Below are 19,812 nucleotides of genomic sequence, written 5' to 3'. Positions count from 1 at the left end.
CAGCCTATTCAGTTCGAAGAGACCGCCCTTTCCGGCGGTCTTTTCAGCTGGTTCATCCATCACTATTCACCTGGGCCCTTACGGCGCTGATAAACGCCATTCAGCCCACGCTCCAACCCGACATCGTCTAACAGTCGGTGATCAAGTTTGGACAAGGCTTTTTGGGTGCGACGTCGGTGATAAGCCACGGCAAATCCTTCAACCATTTTGGCTCCCAGATCAAACAGAAGGCCGCGGCCCCGAATGCGGGCCACAAGGTGCTGTTGTTCATAAAATGACATTTTGAAACTCCTTCGTTTTAGGAGGCAGCGGAGCCTCTTTTCCCAAGACAAAAAGGAGACTGCCAAACCATACCTGACAGCATGGAGTCATGTATGATCTCGTTATGTTCTCTTTTTCAGAGACGATTCGAACGGACCGAGCGCAGACCATGAACTCCATCGAAAGAGCCCTTGCCATTTTGCTTCTCATGTCAGGTGGAAAACTGGTAAGTGCCACAACACTTGCCGAGCGGTTCGGCGTGTCGCTGCGAACCATCTACAGAGATATTGACCGTTTGAATGCGCTGGGTGTGCCGGTAGAAGCGGCGCGAGGGGCTGAAGGCGGCTATCGCCTTGCCAAGGGCTATTTGCAGCCGCCGGTCGCCCTGAACCGGAATGAAACAGCTGCGCTTCTGGCTGCCCTATCGCTGTTTCGGGTGATGCGCGTCATGCCGCTTGCGGCTGATCTGGAGGCGGCGGAACGAAAACTCATCGCCTCATTGCCGACCAGCATGCACAAACTTCTCAGTGATGCAGATCGCTTCATCGGCACCGAACCGGTGCCGCCGGACATTTTTCATTCCGGCACAAAGGCCGAGCCGACAGCGTTCTGGCAACAGGCGCTGGACAACTTCATGATTGGCCTGTTGGAAAATCGCCGTGTCCGATTTCAATATTTCAACCCATCCCGCAAGGATCTAAAGGAACACGATGTTGAACCGAGAGGGGCAATTCTCGACCGCGATCTTTGGTATCTCGCCGGGCGGTGCGTCGACACCGGGACCGTCAAAACTTATCGCGCAGACCGTATTAAAGACTGTGCAGTCAGCGGCATGCGGTTTCGTCCAGATCCGGATTTCACAATCCGCGACATGCTGGGCGGTGTGTGGCTGAATCAGGCGATGCGCCGATGGGAAGACACCAATCAGATTGCAGAAATCCGTTTGTCCGACTGGCAAGCATCCCGCCTGCAATCTGATTGGTATTACAAGCACGCTGTTTTTGAAGCCGATGATGAGAACGGCTTGATCATGCGTGTCCCTGTTACCGGGTTAGCCCGCCTTCTCCCGCTGGTTCGTTGGCTCGGCCCAGATGCAGAGCTGTTGGGTCCACCTGAATTAAGAGAAGCACTACTGGCAGATTTGAAGACGATGGCGGACAAATATGAGCGCGTCGCTTAGCCGAAGATATACAGTCCGACAAAACCCAAAATCCCGACAGCAATCCGCCAGTAAGCAAAGGGGGCAAAGCCGTGCTTGCTGACAAAATCAAGCAATCCCTTTACGACAAAAACACCTGCAATGAATGATGCCACAAACCCAATGCCGATGAGCGTTAGATCATCGACGGAAAGAACATTGCGGTTCTTGTAAAGGTCGTAGGCAAAAGCTCCCGCCATGGTGGGCATGGCGAGGAAGAAGGAAAACTCAGCCGCAGATCGTTTGTCTGTACCCATTAAAAGGGACCCAGCAATCGTGGCACCAGACCGCGACACCCCTGGTACCATGGCAAGGCACTGGCAAAGGCCGATCTTAAGACACAGGCTCAGCGGATAGTCGGTGACATCCGTATAGCGCGGCTTTAATGGAAGGCGGTCCACCCACAAGAGAACAAGGCCGCCTAATAGCAAGGTGGAGCAAACTAGAGCCGGGGTTTCAAACAGCACTTCCTTGATGAACCCATGCGTCATGACCCCAATAATTGCGGCAGGCAGAAAGGCCAGAAAGATGCCAAACACAAACCGGCGACTGGATGGATCGTTCGGCAAACTCGTCGCAAGGTTCCAAAGCCGGGAAAAATAAACTGAGAGAATGGCCAATATCGCCCCGAGCTGGATCAGAACTTCAAACGTCTTTCCAGTGCTTTCGAACCCCAGAAAATGGCCCAACAAGAGCAAATGCCCCGTTGAAGACACGGGAATGAACTCGGTCAATCCCTCAACAATTCCGAGAATAAGCGCATTGATGATCGTTTGATTGTCCATCGTGATTCCGTCCAGAGAACTCGAGGCCCTTTCAGTGCCGCCCGATCACACTTTTGTAAATGGTCAAAATAACCTTTCGCCGATAATCCGGCGTCAAGTCATTGATAACCAAGTTTGAGTCATAATGTTGGGATAACAGCTGCTATCGAGCTGATGACCCATTTTCAATTCAAGGCTGTAACGCGGCGCCATGCTGACGCTCTATCAACATCCGTTTTCGCCATCTTCCCGCTTTGTCAGGATGATTCTGTCTGAATACGGTGCCGATTTTCAGACTGTGCTCGTCAATCCGTGGGAACGCCCGCAGGCTCTCATGTCCCTGAATGCGTCAGGCACCATTCCTGTTCTGGTCGAAAACGACGGACCTGGCATCTGCGGACCCGGACCAATCATGGAGTATCTGGACGAAACGCGTGGCTATGCGTTGGCTGACCGCCGCCTGATGCCGGATCATCCAGAGGCGCGGGCCGAAACCAGACGTCTCGTTGACTGGTGTTTATCCAAACTCGACAACGAAGTAATCGGGCATTTTGTGCGCGAGCGCATCTACAAACAGGCCATGCCGCGTACCGCTGGTGGCGGCGAACCTGATTCCAATGCCTTGCGCGTCGCACGCGCAAATATCGAACATCATATGAAGTATTTCGGCTATCTTGTCGCCTATCGACGGTGGCTGGCGGGCGAACGCTTATCCTTTGCAGATTTTGCTCTGGCCGCCGAACTGTCCTGCGCGGACTATCTGGGCGAAGTACCATGGGCGAGCGAAGACAACGTGAAAAACTGGTACGCCAAGATCAAATCCCGACCGGCCATACGCCCGCTGCTGCAGGAGAAGATACTTGGCATGCCACCCGCGCCGACCTACGCGGATCTGGATTTTTGATGTCATCCGATCGCTCGGATAAAAAACGCCAGAAACTCGTCAACGCACTGAGGTCCAGAGCGGAACAACTTGGGTTTGACGGCCTTGAGATCACAACACCTGATGCAATTCCGCACGCTCCGGATCGGCTCCGCCAGTTCTTGAATGAAGGCTACCATGCCTCCATGGAGTGGATGGCTCAAACCGAAGACCGGCGCGCCGCTCCTTTGGTGCTGTGGCCAGAGGTTCGCTCTGTCATCATGTTGGCAATGAACTACGGTCCTGATGAGGGCGTTGATCCGCTCTCCCATCTCTCAGCCCCTGATACGGGTGGCATATCCGTTTATGCCCGTCACCGCGACTATCACGATGTCATCAAGGGGCGCTTGAAGGAGCTGGCCAGCTTTCTGGTCTCCTGGGCCAAAGACTTTGCTGAGCCCGATGTGAAGGTTTTCGTTGACACGGCACCTGTCATGGAAAAACCGCTTGCGGCAGCAGCCGGTCTTGGCTGGCAGGGCAAGCACACAAACCTTGTTTCCCGCGATCTGGGATCTTGGTTCTTCCTCGGTTCAATCTTCACAACGCTGGACCTGCCTGAAGGAACTGAGGAAGCCGATCATTGCGGTTCGTGCCGGGCGTGTCTGGACGGCTGCCCGACAGACGCCTTTCCTGCCGCTTATCAACTCGATGCGCGGCGCTGTATTTCTTATTTGACCATTGAGCATACAGGGCCGATCCCAGCCGAGTTTCGCGAGAAAATGGGCAACCGGATTTATGGCTGCGATGACTGTCTGGCAGCCTGCCCATGGAACAAATTTGCCCGCGCAGCAAAAGAAGCCAAGCTCAAGGCACGGGAAGACCTGATCTCACCAAAGCTGGCGGATTTTTTGGTTCTTGACAATAAAACCTTCCGGTCACTCTTTTCAGGCTCGCCGATCAAACGGATCGGTCGGAACCGTTTCTTGAGAAATGTGCTTATCGCCGCTGGCAACTCAGGCGATGAAAGCCTGAGCGTACTTGTCAAACCACACCTTAGTGACCTTGACCCGATGGTGCGGGGTGCCGCAGTCTGGGCCTTGTCGAGACTGCTTTCAGACACGGATTATGCAGAGCTGAAACGCTCCTTGTTGCAGACAGAAACAGACGAATTTGTGCGCCTGGAATGGGGACCTTAGGTGCTTTCCCCAAGTCACTTGCCTAAAATTTCGATCCATCTGGTCAAATTTTTACAATGACAAAATAAAGTCATGGTCGCTTTCTAACACAGTGTTGTGATAGTCATCGCACCTTAGGTAAGGGGCTTCCCATCGTCCCTTCTCCTTATATTTCCCTTACGGAGGATTTTGGTTTTGTCGACCGCTTTTCTGATCAAAAACGCATTTCCCACTCGCAAACAACGCTCATTCAAAGCGTCGACATTGCTGACCGGAAGCGTCCTCGCCCTTATTCTCACCCAACCAGCACTCGCTCAATCGGCTGCTGAAGATGCCTACAGCGCCTATGTGAAGGACATGGAAGCGCTTGGTTTTTCTGCCAGCAACAGCGGTGTTTCCTATGATTCCGGGGCGGACAAGCTGACCATTTCAAACGAGAAATGGGTCTTTGAAGGCGCTTATTCGACCCCTGAAACCAAGGAAGGTGAAGCGGCTCCGGATATCAAGCTTCCGGATGAGCTCACCTACAGTGTTACCATTTCCAACGGCACCACGACTATCGAAGGATTGAGCGAAGCCGATGGCGTTTACAGTGCTGAGAGCTGGATGCTTTCAGATGATGCCAAGATTGAAGCGGTCGGTGCAGCCGGTGATCTGGGCCGCGGGAAGATGGAAATTCGCCTCTCTGGCATGGCGATCACCAACTACAGTTTCGAGATGCCAGCAATCCCTGCAAGCGACGAAGGGAAACCTGTCTCTCGCTGGTTGCCGTTCATTCAAAAGCTGATGCTCCAGAATTTCGACGAAACCAAGGTAGACACCCTGGGCATGACGCTAGAGGCCTATGAAGGCAATGGTGACGACGAAAAGCTGGTAATGTCCGCGACAATGCAGATGGACGGGTATCAAGTGCTTGACTCCAAGAATGGTCAAGTCGGCAGCTATGTGATGGAGAAAATCACCCAGAACATTCTGACCCGCGCTGAGCATTCCGACGACATGCTCACCCAGTCCGTTGTTCAAACTGGCACGGTCTACAAGGACATCAACAACAAGGCATTCATTGACCTCTTCGACCCGTCTGTTCCGGCCAGTGACGAAAAGGTCATGGTCGTTGCTTCCCAAACGGTAGAAAGCTATCGCTCCACACAGGAAATTGAAAAAGGCTTTGCTCTGCAGCTAAATGGCGGAGCCGCGCACGCCAAAAACTTCTTTGCCGTGAAGCGTGATTTTGACTTCCTTGGATTCTTTGACAGCTTGATCGCAGGTGGCGAGCCAAACATTGAGCAAATCGCCCTTGGCGTGCTGCAGCTTTACCGGTCTTTCGGTTTGGAAGAAGCTGCAATCAAGGACATGGTTATTGCCGTTCCAAACCCGGATAATCCGCAGGAAGAAATTCGCGTCACACTAGGTGAGGCTCGAATGGAAGATCTCAGCTCAGACCGGATTGGCCTGATGAAGGTCGCCAACCTTGGAGCCCCTAGCCTTCCCGACGGAGTGTCCTTCAAGCTGGACAGCGCAAGCTTCGGCAATCTGGAATTTGCAGAATTCGGTCCGATCAAAGACATGATTGGCAAACTCGTTGTGATGCCGCAACTTGCAGAGCAAGACCCGTTCCTGATGGCACGCACATTCGCGCCGCTTTCATTGTCCACCAGCGTCGAAGGTCTAGAATTTTCCATCCCGGGTGAAGCTGAAGTGGCTCTGGGGAGCTATACCCTTGACCTCGCGACAGTTGTTGCCCCAATCCCGACAACGATCAATTCCAAGACTGTTGATCTGACACTGCCGGTTGACGCCATCGAAGAGCCAGACACGCAAAAACTGCTTCGCGGCATGGGACTGGAAACAGTGACCTATTCCGACGAACTGCGCATGGAGTGGGACGAGGAAACACAGGACCTTATCCTTGAAAACCTGACAATCAAGGTTGACGATCTCGGCGCCTTTGAAGGCAGCATGCGTTTTGCCAATGTTGCCCGTGACGTTCTCGAAGACCCGATGGGTCAAGGCCAAATGGCGCTTGCGCTGGCATCCTTTGTCGAAGCTGATCTTCAGTTCACAGATGCCGGGTTGACCCAGAAGGGCCTGAAATTCGCTTCTGAAGATTCAGGCATAACACCGGATATCTTGAAGGCAATTGTGGTTGAGCGGGCCGTCGGTGGCACCGCCATGCTGCAGAATGAAGCGTTCAGCGCGATGGTTCGCGAGGCTGTCACATCGTTCGTGAACAATCCGGGCAGCTTGCAGATCACTGCCAAGCCAGTGAAAAGCGTGCCGATGACACAGATCCTCGGCGCTATGGTCGCCCCGCAGGCCATTCCTGACATGCTGAATATTCAGGTGTCCGCGAACTAATCAGCATCAGAAATATAAGCCCAAAAAGAAGGCGGAGAGGTTTTCCTCTCCGCCTTTTTCAATTCACCCCTCAGGCTTCAGACTATTCAGCTGCCTGCGCATGAGCATCGGCGGGCCTAATACGCGCCGCGCAGAACTTGAATTCCGGGATTTTCCCGAACGGGTCCAGCTGCGGATTGGTCAGGAAGTTCGCCGGGGCCTCAAAAAAGCAGAACGGTATGAACATCATGCCTTCCGAAACGTCCCTGTCCGCCCGAAGGGTCAGCGTGATGGCGCCGCGCCGCGTTTCGACGGTCACCTGCTGGCCGATATCCAGCCCCTGACGCCCGATGTCCTTCTGGTTCATCGAGACAACCGGTTCCGGCTCAATCGCATCCAGAACTGTGGCCCGTCGGGTCATGGCACCCGTGTGCCAATGTTCCAGCATGCGGCCCGTTGTCAGCACCAGCGGGAAATCCTCATCCGGCACTTCATCGGGCGGGACAAGGTCCGTCGGCACAATTCGTGCTCGGCCGTCGGCTGTCGGGAACGACTGGCCGAACAGGATTTCGTTGCCCGGCTTGTCGGGCGCATCGGCCGGATACGTCACGGTGCCATCTCGCTCCAAGCGCTCCCAGGAGATGTTGGAGAGCGACTTCATATGCGAGCGCATTTCCTCATAGACCGCTGGCACCCCGTCATAGGACCAGTTCAGCCCCGTCCGATTCGCAAGATCAACAATGATCTCATAATCGGCTCGGGCCTCTCCGGGCATTGGAACACAGGGACGTCCGATCTGGACTTGACGGTTGGTGTTGGTAAACGTGCCGAGCTTTTCCGCATGGGCCGACGCTGGCAGGATCACATCCGCATGCCATGCTGTCTCGGTCATGAAAATGTCCTGAACCACCAGATGTTTCAGGCTGGATAGCGCTGCCCTTGCATGGTTCTGGTCCGGATCGGACATGGCCGGGTTTTCACCCATCACATACATGGCCTCGATGCCGCCCACCAGAATGTCGTCCATGATCTCGACAACGGTCAATCCTCGCACAGGATCGAGTGTCCGTCCCCAGGCGTCCTCGAATTCGCCGCGAATGTCCGCATTTTCAACGGAGCGATAATCCGGATATACCATTGGGATCAGGCCTGCATCCGACGCTCCTTGCACATTGTTTTGGCCGCGCAGCGGGTGCAGACCTGTACCGGGACGGCCGATCTGGCCGGTCGTCAATGCCATGGCGATCAGGCAGCGGACATTGTCCGTGCCGTGAACGTGCTGCGAGACGCCCATGCCCCAATAGATGATCGACTTGGCACTCGTCGCATAAAGCCGTGCCACTTCGCGCAAGGTCTGAGCTGTAATCCCGCAAACTGATTCCATCGCTTCCGGCGTGAAGTCAGCAATCTTTTCCTGCAAAGCCTCGAAGCCGTCGACGTGGGCAGCAATATACTGTTCGTCGTAAAGCTTTTCGGTGATGATCACATTCAGGATCGCGTTCAGCATGGCAACATCGGTGCCCGGCTTGAACTTCAGGCCATAGTCGGCATGGCGCATCAGGCCCTGACCGCGTGGGTCCATGACAATCAGCTTCGTGCCGTTCTTTGCAGCCTGCTTGATGTAGGTCGCCGCAACGGGGTGGTTCTGTTCCGGACGTGCGCCAATCACGATCATGCAGTCGGCATCAGCGGCTGCCGTAAACGGCGCGGTGACCGCGCCGGAGCCAATGCCTTCCATGAGGGCGGCAACAGACGAGGCATGACACAGCCGAGTGCAATGGTCGACATTGTTGGTGCCAAAGCCCTGGCGGATGAATTTCTGGAAGAGATAGGCTTCCTCGTTCGATCCCTTGGCTGACCCGAACCCGGCAATGCCGGCTCCACCCTTGGCAGCGTGGGAGGTTTTCAGACCGCTCGCTGCCCGGTCAAGCGCCTCTTCCCACGTGGCTTCGCGGAACACGTCAAACCGGTCTTCCCACTTGAGACCTGCCTTAGCATTCTTCGGCGCATCGTCGCGGCGGATCAGCGGCTTGGTCAGACGCTCAGGATTTGAAACATAGTCAAAGCCGAACCGGCCCTTGACGCAAAGCCGGTTTTCATTTGCCGGACCATCCCGGCCTTCCACCTGAACGATTCTACCGTCCTTGACCTTCACGGAGGTCAGACATCCAACGCCGCAGAACGGGCAGACACTGTCGATGCTCTCTTCTGCATAAACCGTACGGACCTTTGCCGCCTCGTCCAGCAGGCTCTTTTCCATCAGCGCGCCAGTCGGGCAGGCCGATACGCACTCGCCGCAGGCCACACAGGAGCTGAGACCCATCGGGTCCATCAGGTCAAAGACCGGCACCGTATGCGATCCACGATCGGCCATACCGATCACGTCATTGACCTGAACTTCCCGGCAGGCCCGTTCGCAGAGATTGCAGGCAATACAGGTATCCAGATTGACCGCTATAGCGGGGTGGGAGATGTCCTGCGCCGGTTTTCCGCACGCCGCGTAACGGCTTTCCGTCACCCCAATCTCATCGGACCATTTCCAGAAATCACTTTCAGGGTCCGGGTGCTGATCGCGGGATGGCTGGTCCGCCATCAGAAGTTCGAACACCATCTCACGGGCCTTTTCTGCCCGCTCGCTCGCCGTGTTGACGACCATCCCATCGGACGGGGCCCGGACACAGGACGCCGTCAAAGTGCGTTCGCCTTCAATATCGACCATGCAGGCGCGGCAATTGCCATCGGAGCGATAACCCGGCGCATCCTTGTGGCACAAATGCGGAATGGCAACGCCTTCGCGCTTCGCCACCTGCCAGATGGTTTCGCCTTCGTTCGCGACAACTTCTCGTCCATCGAGCGTGAATTTGATTTCGGAGCTCATCGGTCAAACTCCTCCGGGAAGAATTTCAGGACGGATGCAACGGGATTGCTGGCGGCCTGCCCAAGCCCACAGATGGAGGCAGAGCGCATGACCGCATCAAGATCGGCGATTTTCGCCTTGTCCCAGTTCGGGTCTTTCAAGAGGCTCACCATCTTTTCGGTGCCTGAACGACATGGCGTGCATTGCCCGCAGCTTTCATGTTTGAAGAACTGCATCAGGTTCAGGGCAACATCGCGCATGTCATCCTTGTCAGAAAAGACCACAATGGCATGGCTGCCGATAAAGCAGCCGTGCTTGTCGAGCGTACCGAAGTCCAATGGCTCGTCAGCAAGGGATGCTGGCAAGATGCCACCAGACGCGCCGCCGGGCAGGTAACCCTTGAAATTATGGCCTTCTTCCATGCCGCCGCAAAATTCAGTCAGCAGCTCGTTCATGGTGACGCCAGCAGGGGCCAGCTTTACGCCCGGCTCCTTCACGCGGCCTGACACCGAGAACGACCGGAACCCCTTGTGACCGCGCCGCCCCTGATTTGCGAACCAGTCAGCCCCCTTTTCAAGAATATCTCGAATCCAGAACAGGGTTTCGACGTTGTGATTGAGAGTTGGGCGTCCGAAGAGGCCAACCTGCGCAATGAAGGGCGGACGATGACGCGGCAGGCCGCGCTTGCCTTCGATCGACTCGATCATCGCGCTTTCCTCGCCGCAGATATAGGCGCCAGCGCCGCGGCGAAGTTCAAAGTCGATATTCGTGATGATACCGGCATCCCTAAGAGCCGAAATTTCCCGCCTCAGGATTTCCAGAACAGCGGGATACTCATCGCGCATGTAGAGATAAATGCGTTCAACGCCGACGGCGTGAGCGGCAATCAGAGCCCCTTCCAGTAACCGATGCGGGTCGCGCTCCAGATGAAACCGATCCTTGAAGGTTCCCGGCTCCCCTTCATCGCCATTGATGGTGAGGTATTTCGGGCCCGGCAGATCGTTGACAATCTTCCATTTCGTGCCGGTCGGGAACCCGGCTCCGCCAAGGCCCCGGAGGCCTGCTGCAAGAAGCTGGTCCGCAATATCCAGCGCCCCGACCTTGCCGGAGCGCACGTCTTCCAGCTTCTGGTAGCCACCGTCTTTCCGGTAAGCCTCAAGGTTCACATAAGCCGGGACTTCTGCTTCGCTTGCCCCTTCAAAGACGGCTGCCTTCACGGAGAGTTCGCTCGCATTGTCGACAGCGCGTTTGCCTACCTGAACGGTAGGCGCCGACGCACAGCGCCCGATGCACGGCACTTTCTGGATGCGTATCTTGGCAGGGTCCAGTGTTTCACCGAGTACCTTTGCCAGAGAATCAGCGCCTTTCAGCGAACAAGCGACGCTGTCACACACACGGATCGTCAGCGGAGCGGGCGCGGCTTGGCCTTCCTTCACGATGTCGAAGTGGTGGTAAAAGCTGGCGACTTCATAAACCTCAGCCTGAGACAGACGCATTTCGTCTGCGAGTGCCCTGAGATGAGCTGCCGAGAGATGGTCGTAAGCATCCTGGATCTTGTGAAGATGCTCGATCAGAAGATCGCGGCGGCGCGGCTCATCTTGGAGCAGCTTTTGCACTTCTTCCAGCGCCACATCGTCTATCTGACGACCCTTGGGCTGGGACGGCTTTCTGGAAAGCCCCTTGCCGAATGTCATGTTATTCTCTCTGGCTGGCGATTTTTCCAACCAGATTAAGACGTTACGTCATATTCGCGCAAATCGTGATTGCCAATGACGTGATAAGCCCAGCAAATCAATCAACGGGGTTTTGTCGGATATAGTCCATCAATGCCCGTGTCACGGGCAGCATTGGGTCTCGGTCAGGAAAAGCGAGGCCAATATAGCTTTTGTGTACGGGGGCAACCAATTCCCAAACGCCCAGATCGTCTGTGAGACCAGCTTCGATCTGAACCCGCGGCAGTATCGTTGCAAAGGCATGTTTGCGAACCAGCGCGAAAAGAGCATTGAAACTGTTGGCTTCAAACCGGGGTTCAGGTGAACACCCGGCAGTATTGAAGACCTGATCGATGATGCGACGATTCTGCATGTCATTGGTAAGCAGGCAAAGCGGCATTGTGGCTGCGTCTTCCCAAGTCATCAATCCAACCGGTTTTCCGACAACTTCTGGCCGTGCCACAAGGCAGTATGTTTCCTCAAACAATGGCACCAGGCCGCTACTTCGCGACTCTGAACCGTCGTAGTAACTGATCGCAGCATCCAGTGAAAAATCTGCCAGCCCTGCTTCCAGCGCCTTGGAGGACATTGAGAGCACCTGAATTCTCAGTCTTGGATACCGGCTCGCCAAAGTACCACTTAACTGTCCAGCATAGGGTGTTGCAGACGGCACAACGCCGAGACGCAGGATGCCGCCGGGACCGCTTTCCTTTTCATTGAGATCCTGAACCAGTCCCGAACAGTCTGCCAAAATCCGGCGAGCCCACTCCAGCGCTTTTTCCCCTTCAGGCGTGAACCCTTCGAAGCGTTTTCCGCGAAAGATGAGCGGGGTGTTCAGAGTTGTCTCCAGCCTTCGAATACGGGATGACAAGGCTGGCTGCGACAACGCACAGGCCGCTGCCGCTCGAGCAAAATGCCGATGCTCGGCCAAAGCAACCAACAAGCGGAGGTCAACAAGATCATACGGAGGCAGGCGGTCCATGATTATCAGTCTACCTCAGCCCCACTGCCAGTAATCACTGCTGTCCTTACCATAGAACCGGGCAAGCACCATCTTGTGCACCTCAGAAGCCCCGCCCACCAGCTTGGCAGCCCGAGCATACCGGTAGACCCATTCCAAAATGGTGTCTGTCGAATACCCCCTCGCCCCATTTAGCTGGATTGCCGTGTCGACGGCCTTGAACAGGGTGTCGGCCACGTGGATTTTTGCCGAAGACACTTCCTTGCGGGCCCGACCTCCCTGATCGAGTTTCCAGGCGGCGTGCATGGTCAGCAGACGTCCAATTTGAATATCATGCGCCACTTCGCCAAGGGTCAGCTGGACAGATTCTCGTTCTGCCAACTTGATGCCAAAACCCTCACGGGTAGATACATAGTCCTGTGCGACTTCCATGCAGCGTTTCGAAAGGCCCAGCCAGCGCATGCAGTGGGTGAGGCGTGCAGGCCCAAGACGAATTTGGGTCAGGCGTAAGCCGTCGCCAATCTCCATGAGCCGGTCCTCATCGGGGATTTCCAGCCCGTTGAATTCCAGTTCGCACACGCCGCCATGCTCGTCCGGTCCCATATTTCCGATCCGACGCACGATCCGCCATCCGGGACTGTCGGCATGAAACAGAAAGGCCGTGAGGTGCCGCCGCTTTTCGTCCGGGTTCGGATCGGTCCGCGCCATGAGGATGAAGTGTTTGGAGACCGCTGCGCCGGAGATGTACCACTTGCGGCCATAGATCTTCCAAATGTCGCCATCGCGCTCTGCTCGGGTCTGTATCATGCCCGGATCGGAGCCCCCGCCCGGATGTGGCTCGGTCATGGCAAAGGATGAATTGACCTTGCCGTCGATGATCGGCTGCAGCCATTTTTCCTTCTGATCTTCCCGCGCGACCATTTCCAGACAACGCATGTTGCCATCGTCCGGCGCGGCACAGTTGAAGGCAACTGGTCCAAAGATAGAGCGATTGGCTTCTTCGTAGAAAACAGCCTGCTCGACCATTGTCAGGTCCAGACCACCGCGTCCCTCTGGCATTTGCGGTGCCCAAAGACCTGCCGCCCTCGCCTTTTCCCGCAAAGTGTCGCGCAGGTCCATGCGGATGTTTTCGAACTCGTTATAGGATGCCGGGTCCGCGTCCAGGGGCAGGACATGTTCGGCCACAAAACTGCGCACTCGTTGGCGCATGTCCTCTGCGCACTGCGAAAGAGTGAAGTCCATGTCAGCCTCCCTTACATGGATGAAATCAGATGCCCGCCATCAACCGGAATGATTGTCCCGGTCATATAGCGGGAGGCATCGCTTGCGAGCAGCAGAAACGGGCCATCAAGTTCCTCAAAGTTTCCGATCCGGCGCATCGGGATGCGGTTGATCATCTTCCGACCGTTTTCCGTTTCGAAGAAGCCGGCATTGATCTCGGTTTCAAAATATCCGGGAGCCAACGCATTGACACGGATGTTGTGGCGCGCCAGATCAAGCGCGAGCGCTTTGGTCATCTGCACGACCCCGGCCTTTGACACACAATAGGCGGCAACACCTGAGGCGACACGCTCGCCCAGCACCGACGCGGTGTTGATGATTGCGCCGGGGGTGCCCTCATCGCGCCAGAACTGGCCGCAGGCCACCGCCATCAACCAGACACCGCGCAAATTGACGTTCATGACTGCGTCGAAATCAGCCGCTGACTGATTCAAAGGAGAGCCGTCGCGGGCAGTGCCCGCATTGTTGACCAATACATCTAGACCGCCCAATGCGGTGGCCGCCTCGGCGACACAGATGTTGATGGACGCCTCATCGGTGACGTCCAGTGTGTGGACGGAGATAGCTTCCGCCCCTGCTGCTTGAAGATCCTGGGCAAGCGCTGCAAGACGATCGGCGCGCCGAGCGGCGATGGCAACCGAAGCGCCGTTTGCTGCACAAACACGCGCAAAATGAGCCCCAAGGCCGCTCGATGCACCTGTTATGAGTATCCGCTTACCCGCAAGGTCAAATGTCACATTGGTCCTCCCAAACCTTTACAGGATGGCAAGACAATTTGGACGTCAAGTCAAGCTGTTAGATGAGAAAAAGCCTGAACCACCGCTTCATAGACGGGGCGCTTGAAGGGGACTATCAGGCCGGGAAGGTTTTCTGCCCGCTCCCAACGCCATTCGCCGAATTCGGCAGAATGGCCGTCAGGCGGGCTCATGATATCCACTTCGCCGTCGCTTCCCTCAAATCGAAGGGCATACCAGCGCTGTGCCTGACCGCAATGTTTGCCCTTGCGAGAGTTGGCTGCCACTTCTGGCGGGTAGTCGTAGGTGAACCACCCGGGGGCAGCTTCGATCAAGGAGACTGATTTGATTGACGTTTCTTCGTAAAGCTCGCGAAAAGCAGCCTTTTCCGGATTTTCGCCCTTGTCGATCCCGCCTTGCGGCATTTGCCATGAATATTCGTAGGCAGACTCTCCGCTGCCGTCATCGCGCTTACCGACCCAGACAAGTCCATCGCCGTTTATCAGAAAAACACCGACACAGGGGCGGTACTGCTGCTCTCCTTTTCCTTTGGGAAAATCAGGGCCAAGCCAGTCAGTCTTCACGGTGTTTTCTACCTGTCAATTGTTGCGCTGACGGGCACCAAAAGAAGCCCACGCTCCTCCAGATCCCGCGCCCACTTTTCGATCTGCCGGACTGTTACCGGAAGCGCAGATCCGGTCGCCACAGCAACACCGCGTGCGCGGGCAATTCCCTCAAGCTGAAGAAGCTTGGCATTGATCTCATCTTCGCGAGGAACGGCATCCAAAACCACATCCACTCCACTAAATGGCGTGGTTGTTTCTTCAGCAATCTCATCTGCCACAGAGCGAGAAGACGTTCCATTGTCGACAAACATCAGCCCACGATCTCGCAGCTTTTCCATCAGCAGCTGCAGCGTTGGCCGTGTCGATGTGTAGCGTGCCCCCATCTCCGGCATGACACCGACATAGTTGGTGATGCGTGTGAGCAGCCAAGTGAGGCGTTCTGTCAATTCGGATTGAGTTAAACTGACCAGAAGCGTGTGGGGACCGGGGTCATTATCCGGAAAGTCAAAGGGTTCCATCGGCAAGCTGAGCACAATTTCATGACCTTTAGTCCGAGCACCTTGAATCCAGCGGTCCAGATTGGCCCCATAGGGGCTCAGCCCCAAAGTCGTGTCAGCAGGAAGTTGATCGAGAACGTTTTGCGTCCCTGCTTCACTGAGCCCCAAGCCGGTGATGACAATTGCAATCTTGGGCGTTGACGCGAATTCGGTTTCAAAAGGCCGCGCATAGGCGTCGAGCGGCCTGACACCCTCGGAACCGATCCTTGGAAGGAACCCAAAGCCGGTCCGCTCACTCACTCGCGGGTCTGGATAATTGGGCAAGCCACCTGCAGCAGCGTTGAGTGCTTCTTGATCCATCAGTTCATAACGAGGACCCAAGCGTTGGTCTCCGCCGTTTTTGCGTAAGCTCGGACCGAGTTCCCCATCCATTGCCGGGCGAATTTCGACGACTTCAATATCGCGAGATGCAAGGCCATCAGCTGTGCTGAGAGGGATGACCGCAGTTGGCTCTCCGCCGAGCGGGTCATCCACGATCCCTATCCAGATCAAAGCAACGGTCGCAAATACCGAAACGATGCCAATGCCGATCAAGCCGAAAGGCAGCCGGAGAAACCGTCTTTTACCTAATCCTAGGGGAGCTGATAGATCTTCGTTCGCCATGGCGCTCAGGGTTTGAAGCCGCAAAAGCAGCTTTCGTTGGTGTCTCTCTGAAAACGCATACGCTACAAGACTGCGGCGGGATACCCGCCGCAGTTACAGACCATAAATCAGTTGGGGACGGACGCTCCGTCACCGACAGGCGGAAAGGCGCTGTTCACCTGAACGCCGCGCAGAAGATCCAACGCCAGTTGCAGCTGCTTGTCTTCCTCCGGATCGGCAGGGACATAGGCCTGACTACCGGATTCTTCCTCTCCCTCTTCCGCATCTTCGCCAACCAGGTGACCGCGAAGGCCTGCTTCGCCCTTGGTTTCGGCGCGGCCAACAAGCTCCTCAGGCAGATCCTGCAGAACCTCAATGTCCGGCGTGATGCCCTTGGCCTGGATCGATGTTCCAGACGGTGTGTAGTAGCGCGCTGTCGTCAGTCGGATCGCGCCATTGGCACCCAGCGGAATGATGGTCTGCACAGACCCTTTACCGAATGAACGAGTTCCCAGAACTGTCGCACGACGATGATCCTGAAGTGCGCCCGCCACAATTTCAGATGCAGATGCAGAGCCGCCATTGACCAAAATGATCACCGGCTTGCCTTCTGTCAGATCGCCACCGCGTGCATTGTATCGCTGGGTCTCATCGGCGTTCCGGCCACGGGTTGATACGATCTCACCGCGATCGAGGAATGCATCGGATACGGCAATAGCCTGATCCAGCAAGCCGCCCGGGTTGTTGCGAAGGTCGATGATGTAGCCTTTAAGATCACCACCGATATTGGCAGAGGTTTCCTCAATGCCTTTTTTCAGACCGTCAAAAGTTTGCTCGTTGAATTGCGTTACACGTACGTAACCAACGTCACCTTCTTCACGCCAACGAACAGACCGGATGCGAATGATATCGCGGGTAATCGTGATATCGAGAGGTGCGTTGGCACCCTCGCGACGGACGGTGATAACAATGTCGGTGTTTACCGGGCCACGCATCTTTTCAACGGCCTGATTGAGCGTGAGACCTTGCACCTGCTCACCGTCGATATAGGTGATCAGGTCGCCGGCCAGAACGCCCGCCTTCGCAGCGGGTGTATCATCAATTGGAGACACAACCTTCACCAAGCCGTCTTCCATGGTGACTTCAATTCCAAGCCCACCAAACTCACCGCGGGTTTGAACTTGCATGTCGCGGAAGCTTTTCGGGGACATGTAACTGGAATGCGGATCCAGCGATGTCAGCATGCCATTGATAGCGCTTTCAATGAGCTCGGCGTCGTCGGGCGCCTCAACATAGTCGGAGCGCACGCGCTCAAAAACGTCACCGAAGAGGTTTAACTGTCGATACGTATCGGAGGCCGCTGCATTGGCCGCATCAGACACACGGAGCGGAACCTGTGACAGTGTAGTGACCGCGACAGCCCCAATCAGGGCGCCAGCGAGCAGCAGAGAAGCTTTCCTTATCATCCGCGTGCCTTTTCTTTTTCTGTGCTCTCCCACCACGGGGCAGGATCAATTGCACGTCCGTCTTTTCGAAACTCTACATATAGTACAGGCTGAGTGGAACCCAACCCGATTGTTGAAGCGCTCGCCCATTTGGTTGTCCCCATGACACCAACAGGCTCACCTGCCAGAACGAATTGGCCCAGTTCCGCATCGATCCGGTCCATACCGGCGAGGAGAACATGGTACCCATCCCCCATGTTGAGGATCAAGAGCTGGCCAAAGGACCGAAAGGGCCCAGCATAGACCACCCATCCGTCAGCAGGTGACGTTACAGTTGATCCTACACGGCTAGAAATCGATTGTCCCTCGGTCAAGTTGCCGAAATCGTCTTCTTCACCATAATCACGCAAAAGTGCTCCAGAAACCGGCCGTGGAAGCTTACCTTGAACGTCAACAAAGGCCACTGCAGGCGCAAGGCGGCCCGCGTTGGCAAAAGGATTCGCCTTGTCCGGTTTTTGCGCTGCCTGAGCTTCAGCAGCCTGCCGCGCCTCTTCGGCTGCTCTTTGTGCGCTGGCGATTTCCCTCTCCAGATCGGAAATAAGACCTTTCAGACTGTCTGCCTTTTCGGCCAACTCCTGCGCGCGTCTTTTCTCTGCTTCCAGATTTTGCGCTGTGCGCTCCCGCTCGCGGCGTTTGGCGCTCAACAGCAGTTCAAGACGCGATTGCTCTTCGGCAAGTCGCATGGCATCGCCGCGCAGGCGGTTCTTTTCCTCCGCGATTTCGGATTTCAAGCGGTTCAGCTCGGCCAAGTCGGCGGCCAGCGCCTCTGTCTCCAGCTTCAATTCCGGCATCACGGCATTTAAAAGAATCGCTGTCCGAACCGCAGAAAGAGCATCATCTGGCCGCACCACGAGAGCAGGCGGCGGGCGACGGCCCAATTTTTGGAGACCAGCTAGCACCTCCGCGAGTACACCGCGCCGAGCCCTCAAGGACTGGCGGATCGCATCTTCATTTGCGCCCAATGTGCCAAGGCGGCGCTCGGTGTCTGTCAGCTTGCCTTCAATCCGCTTGATATTGTCGGCCGTGCCGATGATCTTTCCATTCAGCGTTTCACGATCCCGGTCGATCAACGCAATTTCGCGCTCGATTTCGCCCTGCGTGTCAGCAGACAATTCGATATCGCGAGAAAGTGTTGCCAGTTCCGCTTCCCGAGCTTGCTTGCGGATTTCAGCTTTTGCGGTCTCAGAAGTCGGCTCAACAATTGGCTTGGTTGCTTGGTTTTCTTCAGTCGCAACGGCAATACTAGTTGAGCCAATAAGTAAACTGGCAGAAAGGTAAAACGCAGGATTGACCCAGCGACCCAAAGGCCCGGAAAATCGCTTACCGTTTTGTCCACCCAACTGTTTCATATGGTCTTTATGCAGCACCAAAATTAACGAAGCGTTTACCATGTCGATCACGATATTTCGTGCTCAGGCCATGGCACTTTGGCCAAGTTAAGACGGGGCAATGCGGCAAAACGCAGGCAGAAGGTTCAGCTGCGATGATAAGGGTGCCCGGAACGAATGGTAATGGCGCGGTAGATTTGTTCGGCGAGCAAAATGCGAACGATCTGGTGTGGCCAGGTCATGGCACCCAGAGCGATCTTCAGTTCGGCGCGCTGGAGAAGCTCTTCGCGATGTCCATCCGCACCGCCGATAGCAAACATGATTTCCGAGACGCCGTCATCGCCCCAGGCAAACAGTTTTGAACTGAAGGCTTCACTGGTCACTGACTTGCCCTGCTCATCCAGCGCAACCAATCTGGCTTTTGCATCCAATTGACCCAGCAGTTGCTGCGCCTCTTCCCGTTTACGATCCTCTGCACGTTGAGCCCTGCTTTCGGGATACTCAACCAAAGTCACGTCGGTCACGCCACACGGCCGTCCGGACTTTCTGGCTCTGTCGATGTAACGGTCAAAAAGGTCTTTTTCTGCGCCGGCTTTCATCTTGCCGATGCAACCAATTTTCAGGCGCATTTTTTATCGACCGGCCAAGATGGCCGGTTCCACGTTTGCCAAATCGCGCGACAATCAGCCGGTTTCAAACTGACTGCCGATTTGGGTCAGCCTATAAATTGCGGCGCTTGCTCGTCTTCCGGCGCCCACATCTTTTCCAGATTGTAGAAGCCGCGTACTTCCGGACGGAAAATGTGAACAATCACATCGCCGGAATCGATCAACACCCAATCACATGCAGACTGCCCTTCAACCGTCGCCCCTTTCACTCCTGCCTCTTTCAAGGCACGCAAAAGGTGGTCGGCAATTGCTCCCACATGACGGTGGGACCGGCCTGACACCACAATCATGTGGTCTGCCAGTGAGCTTTTTCCAGCAATGTCGAGTGTTGTGATGTCCTCGGCTTTGGAGTCGTCAAGACTGGTGAGGACAGTGTCGAGCAGATCAGCCGCAAGATCAGAGCCTACGGTTGTCTGATGTGGAGTGGACATGGACGCCCCCTCACTTTCTAAGGTCATGGTCAG

17 protein-coding genes are annotated in these 19,812 nt (G+C 55.7%); 4 read left to right on the top strand and 13 right to left on the bottom strand.

Features of this window, described 5'->3' with window-relative positions; genetic code table 11:
- Positions 1-62 precede the first annotated feature (62 nt).
- Positions 63-281: a DUF1127 domain-containing protein gene (locus tag TRICHSKD4_RS06905; protein WP_009466771.1), complete on the bottom strand. Its 219-nt coding sequence runs from the start codon at positions 279-281 to the stop codon at positions 63-65.
- Positions 282-370: 89 nt separating this feature from the next.
- Here TRICHSKD4_RS06905 and TRICHSKD4_RS06900 point away from each other — a divergent pair, with 89 nt between their 5' ends.
- A complete protein-coding gene (locus TRICHSKD4_RS06900) occupies positions 371-1,441 on the top strand; it encodes a YafY family protein (protein ID WP_208993019.1) in 1,071 nt (356 codons plus the stop codon).
- Here TRICHSKD4_RS06900 and TRICHSKD4_RS06895 read toward each other — a convergent pair.
- A complete protein-coding gene (locus tag TRICHSKD4_RS06895) occupies positions 1,438-2,244 on the bottom strand; it encodes an undecaprenyl-diphosphate phosphatase (protein WP_009466769.1) in 807 nt (268 codons plus the stop codon). The genes TRICHSKD4_RS06900 and TRICHSKD4_RS06895 overlap by 4 nt on opposite strands.
- A gap of 190 nt (positions 2,245-2,434) precedes the next feature.
- On the opposite strand from TRICHSKD4_RS06895, the gene TRICHSKD4_RS06890 reads away from it, so the two are divergent.
- From TRICHSKD4_RS06890 to TRICHSKD4_RS06880, 3 genes are all read left to right on the top strand, one after another.
- Positions 2,435-3,127, top strand: a complete 693-nt coding sequence (locus tag TRICHSKD4_RS06890; protein WP_009466768.1) for a glutathione S-transferase family protein — start codon at positions 2,435-2,437, stop codon at positions 3,125-3,127.
- A complete protein-coding gene (gene queG / locus TRICHSKD4_RS06885; protein WP_009466767.1) occupies positions 3,127-4,281 on the top strand; it encodes a tRNA epoxyqueuosine(34) reductase QueG in 1,155 nt (384 codons plus the stop codon). The genes TRICHSKD4_RS06890 and queG overlap by 1 nt, the downstream gene beginning before the upstream one ends.
- 174 nt (positions 4,282-4,455) lie before the next feature.
- Positions 4,456-6,618, top strand: a complete 2,163-nt coding sequence (locus TRICHSKD4_RS06880) for a hypothetical protein (protein WP_009466766.1) — start codon at positions 4,456-4,458, stop codon at positions 6,616-6,618.
- A gap of 82 nt (positions 6,619-6,700) precedes the next feature.
- On the opposite strand, the gene fdhF is transcribed toward TRICHSKD4_RS06880, so the two are convergent.
- The 11 genes from fdhF to rsfS all read right to left on the bottom strand — a co-directional run bounded on the left by fdhF (position 6,701) and on the right by rsfS (position 19,779).
- Positions 6,701-9,475 carry a formate dehydrogenase subunit alpha gene (fdhF, locus tag TRICHSKD4_RS06875; RefSeq protein ID WP_009466765.1) on the bottom strand — a complete coding sequence of 925 codons (2,775 nt, stop codon included), beginning with the start codon at positions 9,473-9,475 and terminating at the stop codon, positions 6,701-6,703.
- Positions 9,472-11,148: an NAD(P)H-dependent oxidoreductase subunit E gene (locus TRICHSKD4_RS06870; protein ID WP_040616462.1), complete on the bottom strand. Its 1,677-nt coding sequence runs from the start codon at positions 11,146-11,148 to the stop codon at positions 9,472-9,474. The genes fdhF and TRICHSKD4_RS06870 overlap by 4 nt, the downstream gene beginning before the upstream one ends.
- Positions 11,149-11,245: 97 nt before the next feature.
- A complete protein-coding gene (locus tag TRICHSKD4_RS06865) occupies positions 11,246-12,148 on the bottom strand; it encodes a LysR substrate-binding domain-containing protein (RefSeq protein ID WP_009466762.1) in 903 nt (300 codons plus the stop codon).
- 15 nt (positions 12,149-12,163) lie between these two features.
- Entirely contained in the window at positions 12,164-13,369 is a 1,206-nt protein-coding gene (locus TRICHSKD4_RS06860) for an acyl-CoA dehydrogenase family protein (RefSeq protein ID WP_009466761.1), read from the bottom strand.
- Between the two features lie 11 nt (positions 13,370-13,380).
- On the bottom strand, positions 13,381-14,145 hold the full coding sequence (locus tag TRICHSKD4_RS06855) for an SDR family NAD(P)-dependent oxidoreductase (RefSeq protein WP_009466760.1): 765 nt from the start codon (positions 14,143-14,145) through the stop codon (positions 13,381-13,383).
- Positions 14,146-14,195: 50 nt separating this feature from the next.
- On the bottom strand, positions 14,196-14,726 hold the full coding sequence (locus TRICHSKD4_RS06850; RefSeq protein ID WP_009466759.1) for an RNA pyrophosphohydrolase: 531 nt from the start codon (positions 14,724-14,726) through the stop codon (positions 14,196-14,198).
- Between the two features lie 8 nt (positions 14,727-14,734).
- The gene (locus tag TRICHSKD4_RS06845) at positions 14,735-15,868 is read right to left on the bottom strand and encodes a divergent polysaccharide deacetylase family protein (protein WP_040616460.1); all 1,134 of its coding nucleotides are present in this window, start codon (positions 15,866-15,868) and stop codon (positions 14,735-14,737) included.
- Positions 15,869-15,975: 107 nt separating this feature from the next.
- On the bottom strand, positions 15,976-17,313 hold the full coding sequence (locus TRICHSKD4_RS06840; RefSeq protein WP_009466757.1) for a S41 family peptidase: 1,338 nt from the start codon (positions 17,311-17,313) through the stop codon (positions 15,976-15,978).
- Positions 17,310-18,701 carry a murein hydrolase activator EnvC gene (locus TRICHSKD4_RS06835; protein ID WP_139051998.1) on the bottom strand — a complete coding sequence of 464 codons (1,392 nt, stop codon included), beginning with the start codon at positions 18,699-18,701 and terminating at the stop codon, positions 17,310-17,312. The genes TRICHSKD4_RS06840 and TRICHSKD4_RS06835 overlap by 4 nt, the downstream gene beginning before the upstream one ends.
- A 125-nt stretch (positions 18,702-18,826) precedes the next feature.
- Positions 18,827-19,309, bottom strand: a complete 483-nt coding sequence (gene rlmH / locus TRICHSKD4_RS06830) for a 23S rRNA (pseudouridine(1915)-N(3))-methyltransferase RlmH (protein WP_009466755.1) — start codon at positions 19,307-19,309, stop codon at positions 18,827-18,829.
- A gap of 86 nt (positions 19,310-19,395) precedes the next feature.
- The gene (gene rsfS / locus TRICHSKD4_RS06825; protein WP_009466754.1) at positions 19,396-19,779 is read right to left on the bottom strand and encodes a ribosome silencing factor; all 384 of its coding nucleotides are present in this window, start codon (positions 19,777-19,779) and stop codon (positions 19,396-19,398) included.
- Positions 19,780-19,812 lie beyond the last annotated feature (33 nt).

This window comes from Roseibium sp. TrichSKD4 (assembly GCF_000148725.1).
In the GTDB taxonomy this organism is placed as follows: Bacteria; Pseudomonadota; Alphaproteobacteria; order Rhizobiales; family Stappiaceae; genus Roseibium.
The sequence above is the reverse complement of the archived record's forward strand: the minus strand, read 5'-3'. Positions and strand labels throughout refer to the sequence as shown.

Coding starts and splice junctions, on each gene's coding strand:
- TRICHSKD4_RS06900 (WP_208993019.1), top strand. CDS start 371: ATGTATGATCTCGTTATGTTCTCTTTTTCAGAGACGATTCGAACGGAC.
- TRICHSKD4_RS06845 (WP_040616460.1), bottom strand. CDS start 15,868: ATGGCGAACGAAGATCTATCAGCTCCCCTAGGATTAGGTAAAAGACGG.
- TRICHSKD4_RS06860 (WP_009466761.1), bottom strand. CDS start 13,369: ATGGACTTCACTCTTTCGCAGTGCGCAGAGGACATGCGCCAACGAGTG.
- TRICHSKD4_RS06895 (WP_009466769.1), bottom strand. CDS start 2,244: ATGGACAATCAAACGATCATCAATGCGCTTATTCTCGGAATTGTTGAG.
- fdhF (WP_009466765.1), bottom strand. CDS start 9,475: ATGAGCTCCGAAATCAAATTCACGCTCGATGGACGAGAAGTTGTCGCG.
- TRICHSKD4_RS06905 (WP_009466771.1), bottom strand. CDS start 281: ATGTCATTTTATGAACAACAGCACCTTGTGGCCCGCATTCGGGGCCGC.
- TRICHSKD4_RS06890 (WP_009466768.1), top strand. CDS start 2,435: ATGCTGACGCTCTATCAACATCCGTTTTCGCCATCTTCCCGCTTTGTC.
- TRICHSKD4_RS06865 (WP_009466762.1), bottom strand. CDS start 12,148: ATGGACCGCCTGCCTCCGTATGATCTTGTTGACCTCCGCTTGTTGGTT.
- TRICHSKD4_RS06835 (WP_139051998.1), bottom strand. CDS start 18,701: ATGAAACAGTTGGGTGGACAAAACGGTAAGCGATTTTCCGGGCCTTTG.
- rlmH (WP_009466755.1), bottom strand. CDS start 19,309: ATGCGCCTGAAAATTGGTTGCATCGGCAAGATGAAAGCCGGCGCAGAA.
- TRICHSKD4_RS06840 (WP_009466757.1), bottom strand. CDS start 17,313: ATGATAAGGAAAGCTTCTCTGCTGCTCGCTGGCGCCCTGATTGGGGCT.
- rsfS (WP_009466754.1), bottom strand. CDS start 19,779: ATGTCCACTCCACATCAGACAACCGTAGGCTCTGATCTTGCGGCTGAT.
- TRICHSKD4_RS06870 (WP_040616462.1), bottom strand. CDS start 11,148: ATGACATTCGGCAAGGGGCTTTCCAGAAAGCCGTCCCAGCCCAAGGGT.
- queG (WP_009466767.1), top strand. CDS start 3,127: ATGTCATCCGATCGCTCGGATAAAAAACGCCAGAAACTCGTCAACGCA.